14 protein-coding genes are annotated in these 16,798 nt (G+C 60.0%); 6 read left to right on the top strand and 8 right to left on the bottom strand.

The window, feature by feature from the left end; translation table 11 throughout:
• Positions 1 to 66: 66 nt before the first annotated feature.
• Positions 67 to 951, bottom strand: coding sequence for a LysR substrate-binding domain-containing protein (locus JFU11_RS12935; protein WP_201060805.1), 885 nt, complete (start codon positions 949 to 951; stop codon positions 67 to 69).
• Between the two features lie 158 nt (positions 952 to 1,109).
• On the opposite strand from JFU11_RS12935, the gene JFU11_RS12930 reads away from it, so the two are divergent.
• Entirely contained in the window at positions 1,110 to 4,145 is a 3,036-nt protein-coding gene (locus JFU11_RS12930) for an FAD-binding and (Fe-S)-binding domain-containing protein (RefSeq protein ID WP_201060804.1), read from the top strand.
• A gap of 107 nt (positions 4,146 to 4,252) precedes the next feature.
• On the opposite strand, the gene katG is transcribed toward JFU11_RS12930, so the two are convergent.
• Positions 4,253 to 6,541 carry a catalase/peroxidase HPI gene (gene katG / locus JFU11_RS12925; RefSeq protein ID WP_201060803.1) on the bottom strand — a complete coding sequence of 763 codons (2,289 nt, stop codon included), beginning with the start codon at positions 6,539 to 6,541 and terminating at the stop codon, positions 4,253 to 4,255.
• 573 nt (positions 6,542 to 7,114) lie between these two features.
• Here katG and JFU11_RS12920 point away from each other — a divergent pair.
• The gene (locus JFU11_RS12920; RefSeq protein WP_123722210.1) at positions 7,115 to 7,486 is read left to right on the top strand and encodes a hypothetical protein; all 372 of its coding nucleotides are present in this window, start codon (positions 7,115 to 7,117) and stop codon (positions 7,484 to 7,486) included.
• 3 nt (positions 7,487 to 7,489) lie between these two features.
• Entirely contained in the window at positions 7,490 to 7,666 is a 177-nt protein-coding gene (locus JFU11_RS12915; protein WP_038982653.1) for a DUF1289 domain-containing protein, read from the top strand.
• Positions 7,667 to 7,685: 19 nt separating this feature from the next.
• On the opposite strand, the gene JFU11_RS12910 is transcribed toward JFU11_RS12915, so the two are convergent.
• Complete coding sequence (locus JFU11_RS12910) at positions 7,686 to 8,579, bottom strand: LysR family transcriptional regulator (protein ID WP_123722211.1); 894 nt, start codon at positions 8,577 to 8,579, stop codon at positions 7,686 to 7,688.
• Between the two features lie 129 nt (positions 8,580 to 8,708).
• Between JFU11_RS12910 and JFU11_RS12905 the strand changes: the two genes are divergently transcribed.
• The 3 genes from JFU11_RS12905 to JFU11_RS12895 all read left to right on the top strand — a co-directional run bounded on the left by JFU11_RS12905 (position 8,709) and on the right by JFU11_RS12895 (position 12,148).
• Positions 8,709 to 10,130: an MFS transporter gene (locus tag JFU11_RS12905; protein WP_201060802.1), complete on the top strand. Its 1,422-nt coding sequence runs from the start codon at positions 8,709 to 8,711 to the stop codon at positions 10,128 to 10,130.
• 84 nt (positions 10,131 to 10,214) lie between these two features.
• Positions 10,215 to 11,189: a quinone oxidoreductase gene (locus JFU11_RS12900; RefSeq protein ID WP_201060801.1), complete on the top strand. Its 975-nt coding sequence runs from the start codon at positions 10,215 to 10,217 to the stop codon at positions 11,187 to 11,189.
• A 29-nt stretch (positions 11,190 to 11,218) separates the two neighbouring features.
• Positions 11,219 to 12,148, top strand: a complete 930-nt coding sequence (locus JFU11_RS12895) for a LysR family transcriptional regulator (protein ID WP_201060800.1) — start codon at positions 11,219 to 11,221, stop codon at positions 12,146 to 12,148.
• Between the two features lie 125 nt (positions 12,149 to 12,273).
• On the opposite strand, the gene JFU11_RS12890 is transcribed toward JFU11_RS12895, so the two are convergent.
• The 5 genes from JFU11_RS12890 to yghX form a co-directional block, all read right to left on the bottom strand.
• Positions 12,274 to 13,731, bottom strand: a complete 1,458-nt coding sequence (locus JFU11_RS12890) for a GDL motif peptide-associated radical SAM/SPASM maturase (protein WP_201060799.1) — start codon at positions 13,729 to 13,731, stop codon at positions 12,274 to 12,276.
• Positions 13,732 to 13,979: 248 nt separating this feature from the next.
• The gene (locus tag JFU11_RS12885; protein ID WP_201060798.1) at positions 13,980 to 14,561 is read right to left on the bottom strand and encodes a DUF1842 domain-containing protein; all 582 of its coding nucleotides are present in this window, start codon (positions 14,559 to 14,561) and stop codon (positions 13,980 to 13,982) included.
• 54 nt (positions 14,562 to 14,615) lie between these two features.
• Positions 14,616 to 15,260 (bottom strand): DUF1842 domain-containing protein, encoded by a 645-nt coding sequence (locus tag JFU11_RS12880; protein ID WP_201060797.1) that lies wholly within the window; start codon positions 15,258 to 15,260, stop codon positions 14,616 to 14,618.
• Between the two features lie 41 nt (positions 15,261 to 15,301).
• Positions 15,302 to 15,490, bottom strand: coding sequence for a DUF1843 domain-containing protein (locus JFU11_RS12875; protein WP_201060796.1), 189 nt, complete (start codon positions 15,488 to 15,490; stop codon positions 15,302 to 15,304).
• A gap of 236 nt (positions 15,491 to 15,726) precedes the next feature.
• The gene (gene yghX, locus JFU11_RS12870) at positions 15,727 to 16,614 is read right to left on the bottom strand and encodes a YghX family hydrolase (RefSeq protein WP_201060795.1); all 888 of its coding nucleotides are present in this window, start codon (positions 16,612 to 16,614) and stop codon (positions 15,727 to 15,729) included.
• Positions 16,615 to 16,798 lie beyond the last annotated feature (184 nt).

The raw sequence follows: 16,798 nt of genomic DNA, 5'->3' as shown, positions 1-16,798 counted from the left end.
ATTTTGATTGGTGCGCTTGCCACGATTTCTCCGGTGTAAGGAGAGGTTGGTTGCTCATGCGCGCGTTCATATCTGTTCCAGCAACCAGGTACGAAACGCGATCAGTGACGGCAGCATTTCGTTGCGCGGCGGGTAGGTCAGGTAGTAACTGCGCTGACTGGCGAAGGGCTGGTCCAGGCTGATCAGCTCTGAGTTGGCCAATTCGTCGGCCACCAGAATACGAGGCACCAGACCTATTCCGATGCCGGCTCTGACGGCCTGGATCAAGTGTGAGGTGAGTTCGAAACTCGGCCCCAGGCGCATCATTCGATGGGGCAAGCCGTGGTGGCTGAACCACTCGCCCCAGACGTTGGGATTATTCGCTACGTTGAGCAGCGTCTGCCCGCCAATGCGCTCCGGGGTCCAGGCGTCATGGGCCTTGGCCGCTTGTGGAGAAATGATCACCATCAGTTCTTCTGTATGCAGGCGATGGCTGATCAAGCCCGGTAAGTCGGCATTGCTGACGACGATCGCGGCATCGATGCCGCTGGTTTCAAAGTCAATGGCGTCGATCCGGGAATTGATGTGCACCAGCATGCCGGGATGGGTTTTGTAGAAATCATGAAGGCGCGGCAATAACCACTTCGAGCCGAAGGTCGGCAATGTGGCCAGGCGCAACGTGCCGCTGCCTGATTGATAAGCCATGGCCTGCAACGTGGCGCTGCGGATGCGTCCGAGTGCTTCGCTCATTTCCCGCTGATAAAGACGACCGACATCGGTCAACTGCACCTGCCGGCCTTCACGGCGAAACAGCGTCAGGCCCAGTTGCTGCTCCAGCGCCTGGACTTGGCGGCTGACTGCGCTTTGGGTCAGCGAGAGTTCCATCGCGGCGCGGGTGTAGCTTTCATGTCGGGCGGCGGCTTCAAAGGCCAGCAGCAACGACATCGAGGGGGTGAGGTGGCGGTAATTCATTCGTAAAAGTCATCGATAGCGGCAGGATTATCCGTTTGTCTGGCACCAGAACCTGCAGGATCATTGGTGCAGCCGACGATCTGAGGCTGACCTATTAATGCTCAGGCGACAAGTGTTTTGATTTTTCCGTGATTAGACCTACAAGAGACCATCCTGCGATGATCGCCCAGTTGACGACCGTTGAACCCGCGGCACAGTACCCGGAATTTCTGCAAGCCCTGCGCGCCAGCGGCTTCCGCGGTCAGCTCAGCGCCGACTATGCCACTCGGACCGTGCTGGCGACCGACAACTCGATTTACCAGCGACTGCCGCAAGCGGCGGTGTTCCCCCTCGACGCGGACGATATCGTGCGCATCGCGACATTGATGGCCGAACCACGCTTTCGCCAGATCAAGCTGACCCCACGAGGCGGCGGCACCGGGACCAACGGCCAGTCATTGACCGATGGCATCGTGGTCGACCTGTCGCGGCACATGAACACTGTCCTCGAAATCAACGTCGCCGAGCGTTGGGTGCGGGTGCAGGCGGGCGTGGTCAAGGACCAGCTGAATGCTGCGCTCAAGCCTCATGGATTGTTTTTCGCCCCGGAGCTGTCGACCTCCAACCGCGCCACCGTGGGCGGCATGATTAACACTGACGCCAGCGGCCAAGGCAGCTGCACCTATGGCAAGACCCGCGATCATGTTCTGGAACTGCACAGCGTATTGCTCGGTGGTGAGCGTCTGCACAGCCAGCCTCTGTCCGACGCGGAGCTGGAGGCGGTGTGTACGCAGCCCGGCCGCATCGGCGAGGTGTACCGCACCGCGCGGCACATTCAGGAAACCCAGGCTGACCTGATCGAGTCGGTGTTCCCCAAACTCAACCGCTGCCTGACGGGTTACGACTTGGCGCACCTGCGTGACGAGCACGGACGCTTCAACCTCAATAGCGTGCTGTGCGGTGCGGAAGGATCGTTGGGCTACATCGTCGAAGCCAAGCTCAACGTGCTGCCGATTCCCAAGTATTCGGTGTTGGTGAACGTACGCTACGGCAGCTTCATGGATGCGCTGCGCGACGCCAACGCGCTGTTGGCGCACAAGCCGCTGTCCATCGAAACCGTGGACTCCAAAGTGTTGATGCTGGCAATGAAAGACATTGTCTGGCACAGCGTCGCCGAGTATTTCCCGACGGACGCCGAGCGCGCGACGCTGGGCATCAATCTGGTGGAGTTCAGCGGGGAAGACCTGACGCAAGTGAACGCTCGCGTGGCGTCGTTCGTGGAGCATCTGCAGGCCGACACGACGATCGAGCGGTTGGGCCACACGTTGGCCGAAGGTGCCAAGGCAGTGACCCGTGTATACGCCATGCGTAAACGTTCGGTCGGGCTACTGGGCAACGTTGAGGGCGAGATTCGTCCGCAACCGTTTGTGGAAGACACCGCCGTGCCGCCGGAGAAACTGGCCGACTACATTGCTGAGTTCCGTGCCTTGCTCGACAGCCATGGCCTGGCCTATGGCATGTTCGGTCACGTCGACGCGGGTGTGTTGCATGTGCGCCCGGCGCTGGACATGAAAGACCCGGCCCAGGCCGCGCTGGTCAAGCCGATTTCCGATGCCGTGGCCGAGCTGACCCGGCGTTATGGTGGCCTGCTGTGGGGCGAGCACGGCAAGGGATTGCGTTCGGAATATGTCCCTGCGTTTTTTGGCGAGCTGTACCCGGCGCTGCAATCGCTCAAGGGCGCGTTCGATCCACACAATCAGCTCAACCCTGGCAAGATCTGCACTCCGCCGGATGCCGCCCAAGGCTTGCTCAAAGTTAACGAAGTGACGTTGCGCGGCGAGCTGGATCGGCAAATCGACGAGCGTGTCTGGCAAAGTTTCGGCACCGCTGTGCACTGCAACGGTAACGGCGCTTGCTACAACTACGACCCCGACGATGCGATGTGCCCATCGTGGAAAGCCACCCGTGAACGCCAGCATTCGCCAAAGGGCAGGGCGTCATTGATTCGCGAATGGTTGCGCCTGCAAGGCGCGGCCAATATTGATGTATTGGAAGCGGCGCGGGGCAAGTTGTCGTGGTTGAGCGGGTTGCCAACGAGGGTACGCAATAACCTGGCGCGCTCGCGCGGCGAGGCGGATTTCTCCCATGAGGTGTACGACGCGATGGCGGGCTGTCTGGCCTGTAAATCCTGTGCCGGACAATGCCCGGTCAAGGTCAATGTCCCGGAATTCCGATCGCGTTTTCTGGAGCTCTATCACGGTCGCTATCAACGTCCGCTTCGCGATTACCTGATCGGCTCGCTGGAGTTCACCATTCCTTATATGGCCTACGCGCCGGGCCTGTACAACGCGGTAATGGGCTCAAAATGGATGAGCCGCTTGCTTGAGCGACACGTTGGCATGCTCGACAGCCCGCTAATCAACCGTTACGACTTGCAGGCCACGTTGACCCGCTGCAAGGTCGTTGTCGCCAGCGTGCCAGCCCTGCGCGAGCTCACCGTCGCGCAACGTCAGCGCAGCGTGGTGTTGGTGCAGGACGCGTTCACGCGTTACTTCGAAACCCCGTTGCTGGCGAGCTTTATCCAGTTGGCGCATCAGTTGGGCTATCGCGTGTTTCTGGCGCCCTATAGTGCCAACGGCAAGCCTTTGCATGTACAAGGCTTCCTCGGCGCATTCGCCAAAGCGGCGATCCGTAACGCCAGTCAACTCAAGGCGCTAGCTGACTGCGAGGTACCGCTGGTGGGTCTGGATCCGGCGATGACGCTGGTCTACCGCCAGGAATACCAGAAAGTTCCGGGGCTCAATGATTGCCCAAAGGTTTTGCTACCCCAGGAATGGCTCTTCGATGTGTTGCCTGACAACCCGAATCCCGCGACTCAGACATTCCGTTTGTTGGCGCACTGCACCGAGAAGACCAATGTGCCGGCCAGTACTTCGCAATGGGAAGCAGTGTTTGCCCGGCTTGGACTCAAGTTGGTGACTGAGGCGACTGGCTGTTGTGGCATGTCCGGTACCTACGGCCATGAAGCACGCAATCAGGACACCTCGCAAACCATTTTTGAGCAGTCATGGGCCGGTAAGCTGGACAAGACGGGAGAAGCACTGGCAACGGGTTGCTCTTGTCGCAGTCAGGTAAAGCGTCTCGCCAACAGGCAACTGCGCCACCCACTGGAAGTGGTGTTGGAGCATGTGCTATCGAAAATTCTGACGCACTAAATCCTGCAAATGGCTGCCTGAGGGGCAGCTTCTGGCCGATAGATCACCAAAAACCACAACGCCTCCACACAGGGAGGCGTTGCGGGTTTTCAGCAATATTGCTCAGATCATCTCAAATCAAACCGATCCAGATTCATCACCTTGTCCCAAGCCGCGACGAAGTCTTTCACAAACTTCTCCTTCGCATCGTCGCAGGCATAGACCTCAGCCAATGCCCTCAACTGCGCATTCGAGCCAAACACCAGATCAACACGCGTACCGGTCCATTTAAGGTCGCCGGTTTTCCGATCGCGTCCTTCAAACTCTTCATTGGCCTCCGATACTGGTTTCCATTCCACGCTCATATCGAGCAGGTTTTTGAAGAAGTCGTTGGTCAACGCTTCTGGCTGTTTGGTGAAGACGCCATGCTGGGTTTGTCCGACGTTGGTATTGAGCACGCGCATCCCACCAATGAGCGCGGTCATTTCTGGCGCGGTGAGTGTCAGCAGTTGCGCCTTGTCGATCAGTAAGGCCTCGGCCGGTACGCTGTAGCGGGATTTGAGGTAGTTACGGAAGCCATCGGCGGCGGGTTCGAGGAACCCGAAGGATTCGACGTCCGTTTGTTCTTGCGAGGCGTCCATCCGTCCCGGTGTGAACGGCACCGTCACGGTGTAGCCAGCATTTTTCGCCGCCTGTTCGACACCGGCACAACCGGCCAGCACGATCAGGTCTGCCAGCGAGATTTTCTTGCCGCCGCTGTTGAACTCGTTCTGGATGCTCTCGAGTTTCGCCAGTACGCTCGCCAGTTGCTCAGGCTGGTTGGCCTGCCAGGATTTCTGCGGGGCCAGACGCAGACGTCCGCCGTTGGCGCCGCCGCGTTTGTCAGAGCCGCGGAAGGTGGAGGCTGCCGCCCAGGCGGTCGAGACCAGTTGCGAGACGGTCAGGCCCGAGGCAAGAAGTTTGCCTTTGAGTGCGGCGACGTCGCTGTCGTTGACCAGGGCATGGTCGACCTCCGGAATCGGGTCTTGCCACAGCAGTTCTTCGTTGGGCATTTCCGGGCCGAGGTAGCGGGAGATAGGGCCCATGTCGCGGTGGAGGAGCTTGAACCAGGCGCGGGCGAATGCGTCGGCCAACTGGTCCGGGTTCGCCAGGAAGCGCCGTGAAATCGGCTCATAGATCGGGTCGAATCGCAGGGACAGGTCCGTGGTCAGCATGGTCGGATTACGCCGCTTCGACGGGTCGTGAGCATCCGGAATAATGCCCGCACCAGCACCGCCTTTCGCCGTCCACTGGTGGGCGCCCGCCGGGCTCTTGGTCAGTTCCCACTCGAAACCGAACAGGTTTTCCAGGTAGTTGTTGCTCCACTTGGTGGGTGTGGTGGTCCAGGTCACTTCCAGGCCGCTGGTGATGGTGTCGCCGCCCTTGCCGCTGCCGAAGGTGCTCTTCCAGCCCAGGCCTTGAGCTTCGAGGCCAGCGGCTTCGGGCTCGGCACCGACGTTGTCGGCAGGGCCGGCGCCGTGGGTCTTGCCGAAGGCGTGGCCGCCGGCGATCAGCGCCACGGTTTCTTCGTCATTCATCGCCATGCGCCCGAAGGTCTCGCGGATGTCCACCGCAGCAGCGACCGGATCGGGGTTGCCTTCCGGGCCTTCCGGGTTGACGTAAATCAGGCCCATTTGCACCGCGGCGAGCGGGTTCTCCAGGTTGCGTCCTCCGTCGGTACGGCTGTCCTCATTTTCCCCCGGCTCAGCAACGAGTGGGCCTTCGCCGGGTTCTTGCATGGGTTCCTTTTTGTCTTTTTCATAGCGGGTGTCGCCGCCCAGCCACTTGTTTTCCGAGCCCCAGTAGACGGCCTCATCCGGTTCCCAAACGTCTGGCCGACCGCCGGAAAAGCCGAAGGTCTTGAAGCCCATGGATTCCAGCGCGACGTTACCGGTGAGCACGATCAGGTCGGCCCAGGAGATGTTGCGACCATACTTTTGCTTGATCGGCCAAAGCAGCCGGCGCGCCTTGTCGAGGCTGACGTTGTCCGGCCAACTGTTGAGTGGTGCGAAGCGCTGCTGACCGGAACCGGCACCGCCACGACCGTCACCGGTGCGGTACGTGCCGGCGCTGTGCCAGGCCATGCGAATAAACAGCGGCCCATAGTGACCGAAGTCTGCCGGCCACCAGTCTTGCGAATCGGTCATCAGCGCGTTCAGGTCTTGCTTGAGCGCCTGAAAGTCCAGGTTTTTGAACGCTTCGGCGTAGTTGTAGCCCTCATCCGTGGGGTCGGACAGCCGCGAATTCTGGTGCAGGATCTTCAGATTCAGTTGGTTCGGCCACCAATCGCGGTTTGTCGTACCACCGCCCGCGGCGGCGTGATTGAACGGGCATTTCGATTCATTTGCCATGTGTGCGCTACCTTTGGTCGTATTCATCCGGCTATCCGGCCCGGGGTGGGCGCGCAATAGCGACGAGCGAAATCAATGACATAGGCTGCAGGGCCAGCAGTTCGATCAATTGATCGTCGTGGTCACGCGGGAAGTCTGGAGAGCAGCAATCGAGTTGCCAGCACGGTGGCCCACGGCAAGCCTAGTACGCTTCTGACTCATTCGTATCTTTTATCAAGTCTCAACCGGCCAGCTAACGCCAGCGCTCCAATAAGGTTAGACGCCTATAAAGCAGTCAGCTAATAGGTGGAGTATTGGGGGGTGATAGGCATTTTCTTTTGTCTGGCCCCTCGCAATATTAATCATCGGCGTTTCCATGGCTGGGATCTGCGGTGAGTGTTTGGGCCTCTTCGCGGGCAAGCCACGCTCCCACAGGTTTTTGTGTCGTTTGTATGATCGTGTTTCAACACAAAACCTGTGGGAGCGTGGCTTGCCCGCGATGACGGCGGCACAGACGCAGCAACTCTCGGATCAGCCCGAAATTCAGGTCCACCGTTATTCACTGAACGATATCGTATGATGAGCCCCTTCCATCGACGCCCACCCAAGGACCCTTACTCGATGTCTTTAAGCAAACGCGATCAGGCCCATATCGAACGTCGCCTGGTCGCCACCCTGACCGAGGCGTGTGAAACCGCCAAAGCGGAAATAGTCGGGTTCTGCTGGCTGACCCACGAAATCGATTACGCGGTCTTTCCTTCCAGCCTGCGGGTGATCTGGGTCTTCGATACGCAGGCCAATAAAGACCTGGCACTGGCGAGCGGGCAGGGCGAGCGCATGGTCGAACTGACGGCCGTGGCGTTAAGCGAAGCGGACGTTCTCGTCAGCCCGGTAGCGGCCCATGTGCAGTTTGATTCTGAAGAACAATGTCAGCGCGCCAATGCCGGCAACTGGCAGCAACGCCTGGCGCCCAAGCGCTCGACGCGGGGTTGAAACGTGGCCAAGGATATCGAAAATCCGTGTGTTTCCATTTGCCAGCTGAGCGGTGAACTGTGTGTCAGTTGTGGCCGCACCAAGGACGACATCAGAAAATGGAAACGCATGAAGCGCCCGGAAAAAATGGCGGCGGTGCAGCGGGCGAGTTTGCGGTTGAAGGGGCTGCAGAAAAAATGAAGCGGTCAAGGGTGAAACTCTAGGACTGCGCACAAACCTCCCGAACACATTCACGCAGCCATCGATGTGCAGAGTCGGCATCCATTCTTGGGTGCCAGAGCATCGAAATGGTGATCGGGGGCAGGTCGAACGGAAGGGCGAAACTGTGCAGACCGGCGCGCAGGTTTCGGGTGTGTTGCGCGGGCACGGTGGCGATCAGGTCGGAGGCGCGAGCCAGCGCCAGCGCGGCCGAGAAGCCGCCGACGATGGTGGTGATCTCGCGCTCCAGTCCCAGCCCTTTCAAGGCTTCATCCATCGGCCCTTTATCGAGCCCGCGTCGCGAGACCAGGATGTGCCTGCCGGCGGCATAACGGGAGGCGGTGACCTCGCCCTGGCTCAGCGGATGCCCCGTGCGCACAACGCCGATGAAGCGATCTTCGAACAACGCACGGGTGCGCACTTCCGGGCTCGTCGTGCCGCCGACCACGCCGGTTTCCAGGTCGACGGAACCGTCGCGAAGCGCGGCGCTGTCCTTGTTCAGCTTCTGCACAAAGTGCAAGCGCACGCCGGGTGCTTGTTCACTGACGCGGGCAATCAGCGCCGGGCCGAAGTTTTCGACGAAACCGTCGCTGGTGCGCAGCGTGAACGTTCGCACCAGTTGCTTGAGGTCGAGCTGTTCGGCGGGGCGCAAAACGGCTCCGGCATCTTGCACCAATCGACTGACGTGTTCGCGCAGTTCGAGTGCTCGGGGCGTCGGCACCAGCCCGCGTCCGGCCCGGACCAGCAGCGGGTCGCCCGTCGTTTCACGCAATCGCGCCAGCGCCCGGCTCATGGCCGACGGGCTCAGGCGCAGTCGTTGGGCGGCGCGTGCGACGCTGCCTTCGGCGAGCAGCACATCCAGGGTAATCAGCAAATTCAGGTCGGGAGTCGTCATGCCCTCAACGTTAGCACGGCGTGCGAGTGACATGGCGTCAAACGCAACTATCAAGTGCAAGTCATGCGTCTTCCGCCATATCACGCCCGGGCATACGCTGCTGATCTACCTTTCAGATGTGGCCAGACAATGAAACTCATCACCCAATCAGGTTCGGTCCGCTGGGCGCTCGCCAGTCTTGCGCTGTCGATGTTGATGCCCTCACTCGACACCAGTATCGCCAATGCGGGATTGCCGACACTGGCCCAGGCGTTCGATGCTTCCTTTCAGCAAGTGCAATGGATTGTTCTGGCGTATCTGCTGGCGATCACCACGCTGATTGTCAGCGTCGGACGACTGGGCGACATGGTCGGTCGTCGACGTTTGCTGCTGGCGGGCATCGGCATTTTCACCCTGTCATCGCTGGCCTGTGGTGCCGCGCCGTCGCTTTGGTGGCTGGTTGCCGCCCGGGCGGTGCAGGGGCTCGGGGCGGCGATCATGCTGGCGCTGACCGTGGCGTTTGTCGGTGAGACAGTGCCGAAAGCGCAGACCGGCAGCGCCATGGGGCTGCTCGGCACGATGTCGGCGATTGGCACCACGCTGGGGCCGTCACTCGGTGGGATGTTGATCGCGGGCCTTGGTTGGCAGGCGATTTTTCTGATCAACGTGCCGCTGGGTGTTCTGAATATTTGGCTCGTGTATCGCTATTTGCCGGCGGATTTTCAGCGGTCGAAAACGCAGCGGGAGGGTTTCGACAAGGCCGGCACGTTGCTGCTGGCGCTGACGCTCGGGGCGTATGCGCTGGCCATGACGATCGGGCACGGTGATTTGGGGGCGCTCAATATTGCGCTGCTGCTGACGGCTGTTGTCGGCGCCGGGATTTTCATATTTGTCGAGGCCAGGGTTGCCTCGCCATTGATTAAATTGGCGCTATTCCGGGAGCCGGGATTGAGCGCAAGCCTGGCCATGAGCACGCTCGTTTCGACGGTGATGATGGCGACGCTGGTGGTCGGGCCGTTTTATCTTTCGGGTGCGCTTGGCCTAGGTACAGCGCTTGTCGGACTTGCCTTGTCGGTCGGTCCGTTGGTGGCGGCGCTGACCGGGGTGCCGGCCGGTCGCCTGGTGGACCGTTTTGGCACTCGGCGCATGACCCTCGTCGGGCTCGTCGCAATGGCGCTCGGCACGGGGGCTTTATCGATGATGCCGGCGGGTTTCGGCATCCTCGGTTACCTCGCGCCCATTGTGGTGATCACGGCCAGCTACGCGTTGTTCCAAGCGGCCAACAACACCGCGATCATGACCGACATCCGTCCGGATCAGCGCGGCGTGATTTCCGGCCTGCTCAGCCTGTCGCGCAATCTCGGGCTGATCACCGGGGCCTCGGTCATGGGCGCTGTGTTTGCCTTTGCCTCGGCGACAGCAGACATCACCACGGCATCTCCCGCCGCCATCGCCAACGGTATGCGGATAACGTTTGCCGTCGCCGTGGTCTTGATCGTCCTGGCCCTGGTTGTCGCGCTGACGCTGCGAGTTTCACACTGCTGCACTGCATGCAGTAATGAACTGCAATGAAGCTATATTGTTCGCTTTAAATTGAATGCCGATACTTCAATCACATCGCGCAGATGGGCTGCGCTGAAGTGAAGGATTCAGGCAATGGTTTCTGTCGTTCGTATCGCACACACTGGCGCACCTGAGGTGATGACCATCGAGCAGGTGACGGCGCGTGAGCCGGGGCCGGGTGAAGTCTGGCTGGAGCAGGAGGCGATTGGCGTCAACTTCCTCGATGTGAGTCAGCGCAAGGGCGCCGTACCGCTGCCATTGCCGTCGGGTCTTGGCCTTGAAGGGGCGGGCCGGGTTGCCGCCATCGGCGCGGGAGTGAGCAACGTCAAGGTGGGTGATCGGGTGGCCTACGCAACAGGGCCTATTGGCGCTTACGCCAGTGCGCGCCTGTTTCCGGCCGACCGGCTGGTGCCGATTCCCGATGCGTTGACGGCTGAAGAGGCCGCAGCGGTGTTGTTCAAAGGCATTACCGCGCAGTACCTGCTGAAGACGACGTATCCGGTCGGCCCCGGCACCACCCTGGTGTTGTATGGCGTAGCGGGCGGCCTCGGGCAGATCATGGCAACGTGGGCCAAACACCTGGGCGCTTTTGTCATCGGCATTGTGTCCCGGGCCGAAAGTATCGAGACAGCCAAGGCGCTGGGCTGTGATGCGGTGCTGGTGTTCAATGCCCAGACACTGGCCGCGGATGTCGCGGAGATCACCCACGGCAAGAAAGCCGATGTGGTCTACGATCCCATCGGGCGGGTGTCGTTCGAAGCGTCGCTCGACTGCTTGCGACCGCGTGGGTTGATGGTGTCTTTCGGGGCATCCTCCGGGGCGCCGACGGCGGTCGAAGTGGGCACGCTCAATGCCAAGGGCTCGTTGTTCCTGACTCGTCCTTCACTCGCCGCGCACACCACGGATATCGCCGAATACCGACAACGGGCCGAGGATGTACTGGCCGCGGTCGAGGCGGGCATAATCAAGCCCGGCATCTGGGGTCGCTATGCATTGGCCGATGTGGCCAAGGCTCATGCCGATCTGGAAGGCGGCCAATCTCGCGGAGCGATCGTCCTCAAACCCTGATCGTCTGTTACCTGAAAAAAGAGTGTTTTGTGAACCCACTGGACAGCCGCCACATTGATGAAATTGCAGCGCTTCTCGCTGTCGCCTCGGCGCATTCGTTTGTGGCCGCCGGACGTCTGCTGCAACGGCATCCGACGGTGATTTCAAAGCGCCTGGCGGCCATGGAAAAGCGCTTGGGCGTGCGGCTGATGGAGCGTACGACGCGACAAGTGCGGTTGACCGATGCCGGCAGCCGTCTCGTCGAACGCCTGCGCTCCGCCACGGGGTTGATCATCGAGGCCGAGCAGGAAGCGTCACTGGGCGCGGCGCAGGTTCGTGGCGTCTTGCGCCTGGCTTTTCCTGCCGCGATGGGGCGCTTGTGGCTGGCGTCGATGCTGCCGGAATTTCTGGCGGCTCATCCGCTGGTTTCCGTCGAGGTGGATTACAGCGATCGCGTCGTCGACATCATTGGTGAAGGATTCGATGCGGCGATTCGTATTGGCGAATTGAACGACAACCGCCTGGTTGCGAAGAAGCTCAGCGATCATCGCCGCATTCTCTGCGCTTCACCGAGTTACATAGAGCAGCATGGTTTACCGGCCAGTCCGAAAGAGCTGACCGAGCACAACTGCCTGGGCTTTACCGGCCTTGCGGCGTTTCCTGAATGGCGCTTGTCGAAGGGCGATCGGCAGGAGAGGGTCATCACCAGGGGAACCTTGACCTCGAACGACGGCGAGGCGTTGCTCGCAGCGGCCAAGGCCGGCGTCGGTATCCTGGGTGCTGGCGAGTGGCTGATGAGCCGGGAAATCGCCAACGGCCAGATGGTTCGCGTTCTGCCGGAGTGGGACCTGGATGCTCAGGGCGGGATCTATCTGGTGCGAGCATCAGCAGCTTTTACGCCGGCAACGCTCATGGCCTTCAAGGAATGGCTGGAGGCCAGATTTGCGCAAGGCCCGCCTTGGAAAATGCCCGTCAGTTAAGCGCAATCCATGTGGGAGCGGGCTTGCTCGTGAAGACGGCGGCACAGTCAACATTGATGTCGCTGACACACCGCTTTCGCGAGCAAGCCCGCTCCCACATGGATTGCGCCATTACTCCCTTACATCTAGGTATTTTGCGGCATCCCCAGCAGGCCGGTCAGGGTGTTGATAATCGCTTGTTGCCGCGCACGGTCTGTCTGGTGCACGGCTTCTGCGGCGGCGACATCGGCGTCACAGTGGGGGCAGGTCACTTCGTGCGCATGGATGTACTGCAAGCAACCGCGACACAGCGCCAGTTGCGGTGGAATGCGTCCTTCGTCTGGTGATTTCTGGCCCTGGTTCGCCCAGGCCAGTTTGATCACCTGGCCGCTGTCGCTGACGCTGCTGACCTTCTCGCCGGTGTCGATGCGTTCGGTGATCAGGTCAAAACGTCCGACGGCGAAGGAGGTCTTTGCCGCGTCTTCGAGTTTGACGATGCGCTCGCGCAGCCCGCGTTTTTGCAGGTCCAGCGCGCGGTAATGGCAGTAGGGGTTGTTGCCGGGTTTGCCGAGCAGGGAGTGCGACGTCCAGGTGCAGCCGCCACGGCAGACATCGTTGTAGTAACAGCTTCGGCAGTAACCCCACAGGTCGTCGACCCCGCGCAGGCGGCCAAAGTGCATGCCTTCGCTGTAGTGCCAGATATCGTGCAGGCTCATGGTGCGTACGTTGCCGCCCGAAAACCCCACCGTTGCCAATGACGGGCAACCCTTGACGGTGCCGTCGGCTTCCAGTGCCAGCACGGTCTGGCCGGCGGCGCAGCCACTCCAGTGCACGCGCTCGTCGCCGAAACCACGCCACATGTGTTCATAAGGACCGTAGTAACCAATGTTGTTGCCCACGTTCATCAGCAGGCCGCGATCGACGCCTTCGCGATACAGACGCGCCAGCAACGGCATCACTTCCAGCAGTTGATACGGCTGCAATAACAGCTCCGGGTGATCGACGGCATTGCCCATCGCGACCGTCAGCTGGATCTGCCAGTGAGTGGCGCCGAGGCCGATGATCAGGTCCATCAACTCGGGCAGATCGGGCAATGTGGCCGCGCCGATTTGGGTGTTGACGCTCACAGCAAGGCCGGACTGTTTGGCCCGTCGCAAGGTGTCTACCGCCTTGTCGAACGAGCCCGGAACATTGCGCACCGCGTCATGCAGAGGGGCCAATCCATCCAGTGAAACACCGACGCCATTGAGCCCGGCATCCACCGCTGCCTGCATTTTCGCCGGTGTCAGGTTGCGTCCACCGGTTTGTATGGCGCAGTACATGCCGTGATCGTGGATGGCCTGGATCAGTTGGGTCCAGTCCTTGCGCAAATAGGCTTCACCACCGATCAGGGTGATTTCGCGAGTGCCAAGGGCCGCCAGGGAATCGATGACGTCCAGGCATTCCCGGGTGTTCAATTCGTCGGGGCGTCGATGGCCGGCGCGGGAGCCGCAATGCAGGCATTTGAGATCGCAGGCCAGGGTGATTTCCCAGACCACATGCACCGGCACGTAGCGTTTGAGGTCGGTTTCACTGAGGTAGCGGGCAGGGCGACTGTCTGACATGGAAAATCCTTGCGCACAACGCGTGCGCGGCACGAATCCATCGAAGTGTTCGCGCCTTCCTTGGGGCAGTGGCGCGACCGGATTTACCTTTTTTGATAGCGCTCGGGCTCTGGACACGAACCCTGTGGGAGCGGGCTTGCTCGCGAAAGCGGTGTGTCAGGCGACATCAATATTGACTGTGCTGCCGCCTTCGCGAGCAAGCCCGCTCCCACATGGATTGTGCTGCCTGAGTGGCATTGGCCGACGGGTTAGCGAGCCTCCAGCCGGGCGATTTCAACGTTCAACTGGTCCAGCGCGTTGCGCAGCGCACCGCTGTGGGCCAGTTGCTGTTCACCCTGGCTGACCACGGCTTTCAGTTGTGCCAGGTCACCGCTGGTTTGCGCTTGCTGGACCGCGACGGCGTAGAGCGGCACCGCATGGTGCGGATGCTCTGGGCGCACAATAACGGGAGCCTGGCTGACCGCTGCGTGTTTCACGTAATGCCATTGGCCCTGATTCTCGTACTTGTAGTCGGCATAACCGCTCGCCCAATCGCCGCCTAAAATGCCCTTCAAACCGAAGGTCTGGGCGATCTGGCTGAGAGGGCCGCTCGGGCTGCCGGCCAAGGTGAGGATGATGTGGTTTTCAGCCGTCGGCACCAGTTTGGCCTCGGAGTACTCACCCCACACACGGGCACGAAAGTTGAGGGGCGGGTAGGTGCTTTGGGAAATACTGGCAATCCCGCTGACTTTTTTCTTTGCGGTATCCACCAGCAGATCGAGGGTTAAAACCGGTGCGCCCAGCAGGTGATTACTGACGTTGAGGCGGGTATGAAAAAGTCCGATTGACATGGTGCTACTCCCTTATGTGTATTCAAGACAAGTCGGGCATATTTCGTGGTCGAGTCAGCGGCGTTCCTGGCGGCTGATTTCTTCCTTGGCCGTTTCAAGCGCACTCTGCAGTTGGGGTTGCTGATCCAGTTGCTGCTGGGCCAGGCGCGACAGGTTTTTCATCTGGGCCAGGTCACCACTGGCCATCGCACTTTGAATCGGTGCAGCGTACAGCGGCATGATGGGCGGATAAGATGACTCCGGTGGAATCACCGGGCCGGGTTCCAACGGCAGCGGGGAGACGTGAGACGGCACCGCCTCAATGAGATGGGCGGGAGCATTGTTGACCTCGACCCACTGCTGACCATTCAAGTACGAGTAGTTGGCGACGCCTTCTTTCCAGTCGGTGCCCACCACCAGTTGCAACTTGAAATTCACGATGGAATTCGAGCCTGAGCCGCCGTGGTTGCCTTGTGCGGTGATCAGGATTTTGCTGACGCCGGGTGACATGACCGTCAGGTAGGTGTACTCGCCCCAGACATCGGAATGCACATCCAGCGGCGGGTTGGTCGCCTGAGTGATTGCAGCGGTGCCGTTTACAGTCTCATCAGGGGTAAAGACCAGAAGATTGAGTGCCAGACTTTGTGCACCCGGCATCGAAGTGCCAATTCGGTAGCCGAGCGGGAACAAACCGACAAGTTGTTGATTAGAACCAGACATGGTTATTGCCTCCATTGCAATAAGGGGAGCGGAAATAGCTGTTAGTGCTTTTCCAGGCGTGCGACTTCCTTGGCCAACTGCTCGTAAGCAGTGTTTAGCTCTTTGTTTTCTGGTGTGGATGCATCGCGTTGTTTCAATAGCGTCTTCATTTGCGGCAGGTCGCCGGTCTTGATCGCGCTTTGGATGGCCACCCCATAGGGGGGCATGCTATGGCGAGTTGAACTGCTCATAACGATTCCTTCCGTGGTGTTTACGGGCACTGCTGTCATCAGCAGTTTTTGCAGTTAAGCAGGCGCGGATAAATATGCAATGGACAATGGAAGAGTAATTTTTAATATTATTTTATTAATCGCGATGGGTTAGGGGGCGGTAGGTTCAATATTAAGATTGGCGATGAAGGAAGACCTGTTAAGTTACTTATTCATAAACCTTAAGTTCCTTATCGCCATTATTGGTATTTGATCAATCAAGCCAAGTAACGCCGAAACCAGGCCAGTGTTCGGTCCCAGGCAAGCCTGGCGGCGGCATCATCGTATCGAGGCGTAGAGTCGTTATGGAAACCATGGTTAACGCCTGGATAGATATAGGCTTCATAGGTCTTGCCGGCCGCTTTCAACGCTTGCTCGTAGGCAGGCCATCCTTCATTGATGCGTGTATCCAGTTCGCCATAGTGAAGCAGCAGCGGTGCCTTGATTCTGGGGACATCTTCAGACTTTGGCTGACGGCCATAGAAGGGCACGGCAGCCCCTAACTCCGGATAGGCCACGGCCGCAGCATTGGCGACTCCACCGCCATAACAGAAGCCGGTGATACCGACTTTCCCGCTGGTGGCGTCATGTTTCATCAGCCACTCGATGGCGGCGAAAAAGTCATTCATGAGTTTTTCCGGGTCGACGGTCTGCTGCAATTCCCGGCCTTTGTCATCGTTGCCGGGATAGCCGCCTACCGACGTCAGGCCGTCAGGGGCGAGTGCGATGAACCCCGCTTTGGCGAGGCGCCGGGCGACATCCTCGATGTAAGGATTAAGCCCACGGTTTTCATGCACGACCACCACCGCCGGTACCTTGCCGGTGGCTTTCGCAGGGCGCACCCAATAACCACGAACCTGCCCGTGACCCTTGTACGAGGGGTAGGTGATGTACTCGGCAATGATGTCCGGGTCGGTAAATTGCACCTGCTCGGCCAGCGCATAATTCGGGCTCAGGGCGGCGAGGAGGGCTGTGGCTGTCAGGCCGCCCAGGGTGAACAGCGCCGCACGATCAAGAAACTCTCGACGGTTGATTTTGCCGTGGGCGTAGAAGTCGTAGAGTTCGAGCAGTTCAGGGGCAAAATCTTTCGCCGTGAGACGGTCCATCTGCGGGCTTCCTGTTGGTTGATCTGGCCAGTGTCAGGCACAAAACCCTGTGGCAAGGGGGCTTCTGTGGCGAGGGGGCTTGCCCCCGTGGGACTGCGAAGCAGTCCCAAAACCTGCTACCTCGTTTTGCCAGGCAGACCGCATGCACCGGATTTGCGACTGCTTCGCAGCCGAACGGGGGCAA

The organism is Pseudomonas sp. TH37, assembly GCF_016650735.1.
GTDB lineage: Bacteria > Pseudomonadota > Gammaproteobacteria > Pseudomonadales > Pseudomonadaceae > Aquipseudomonas > Aquipseudomonas farris.
This window is presented reverse-complemented; position numbering and strand designations above follow the sequence as displayed.

Coding starts and splice junctions, on each gene's coding strand:
- katG (WP_201060803.1), bottom strand. CDS start 6,541: ATGAATACGACCAAAGGTAGCGCACACATGGCAAATGAATCGAAATGC.
- JFU11_RS12930 (WP_201060804.1), top strand. CDS start 1,110: ATGATCGCCCAGTTGACGACCGTTGAACCCGCGGCACAGTACCCGGAA.
- JFU11_RS12875 (WP_201060796.1), bottom strand. CDS start 15,490: ATGAGCAGTTCAACTCGCCATAGCATGCCCCCCTATGGGGTGGCCATC.
- JFU11_RS12885 (WP_201060798.1), bottom strand. CDS start 14,561: ATGTCAATCGGACTTTTTCATACCCGCCTCAACGTCAGTAATCACCTG.
- yghX (WP_201060795.1), bottom strand. CDS start 16,614: ATGGACCGTCTCACGGCGAAAGATTTTGCCCCTGAACTGCTCGAACTC.
- JFU11_RS12880 (WP_201060797.1), bottom strand. CDS start 15,260: ATGTCTGGTTCTAATCAACAACTTGTCGGTTTGTTCCCGCTCGGCTAC.
- JFU11_RS12900 (WP_201060801.1), top strand. CDS start 10,215: ATGGTTTCTGTCGTTCGTATCGCACACACTGGCGCACCTGAGGTGATG.
- JFU11_RS12935 (WP_201060805.1), bottom strand. CDS start 951: ATGAATTACCGCCACCTCACCCCCTCGATGTCGTTGCTGCTGGCCTTT.
- JFU11_RS12920 (WP_123722210.1), top strand. CDS start 7,115: ATGTCTTTAAGCAAACGCGATCAGGCCCATATCGAACGTCGCCTGGTC.
- JFU11_RS12890 (WP_201060799.1), bottom strand. CDS start 13,731: ATGTCAGACAGTCGCCCTGCCCGCTACCTCAGTGAAACCGACCTCAAA.
- JFU11_RS12905 (WP_201060802.1), top strand. CDS start 8,709: ATGAAACTCATCACCCAATCAGGTTCGGTCCGCTGGGCGCTCGCCAGT.
- JFU11_RS12910 (WP_123722211.1), bottom strand. CDS start 8,579: ATGACGACTCCCGACCTGAATTTGCTGATTACCCTGGATGTGCTGCTC.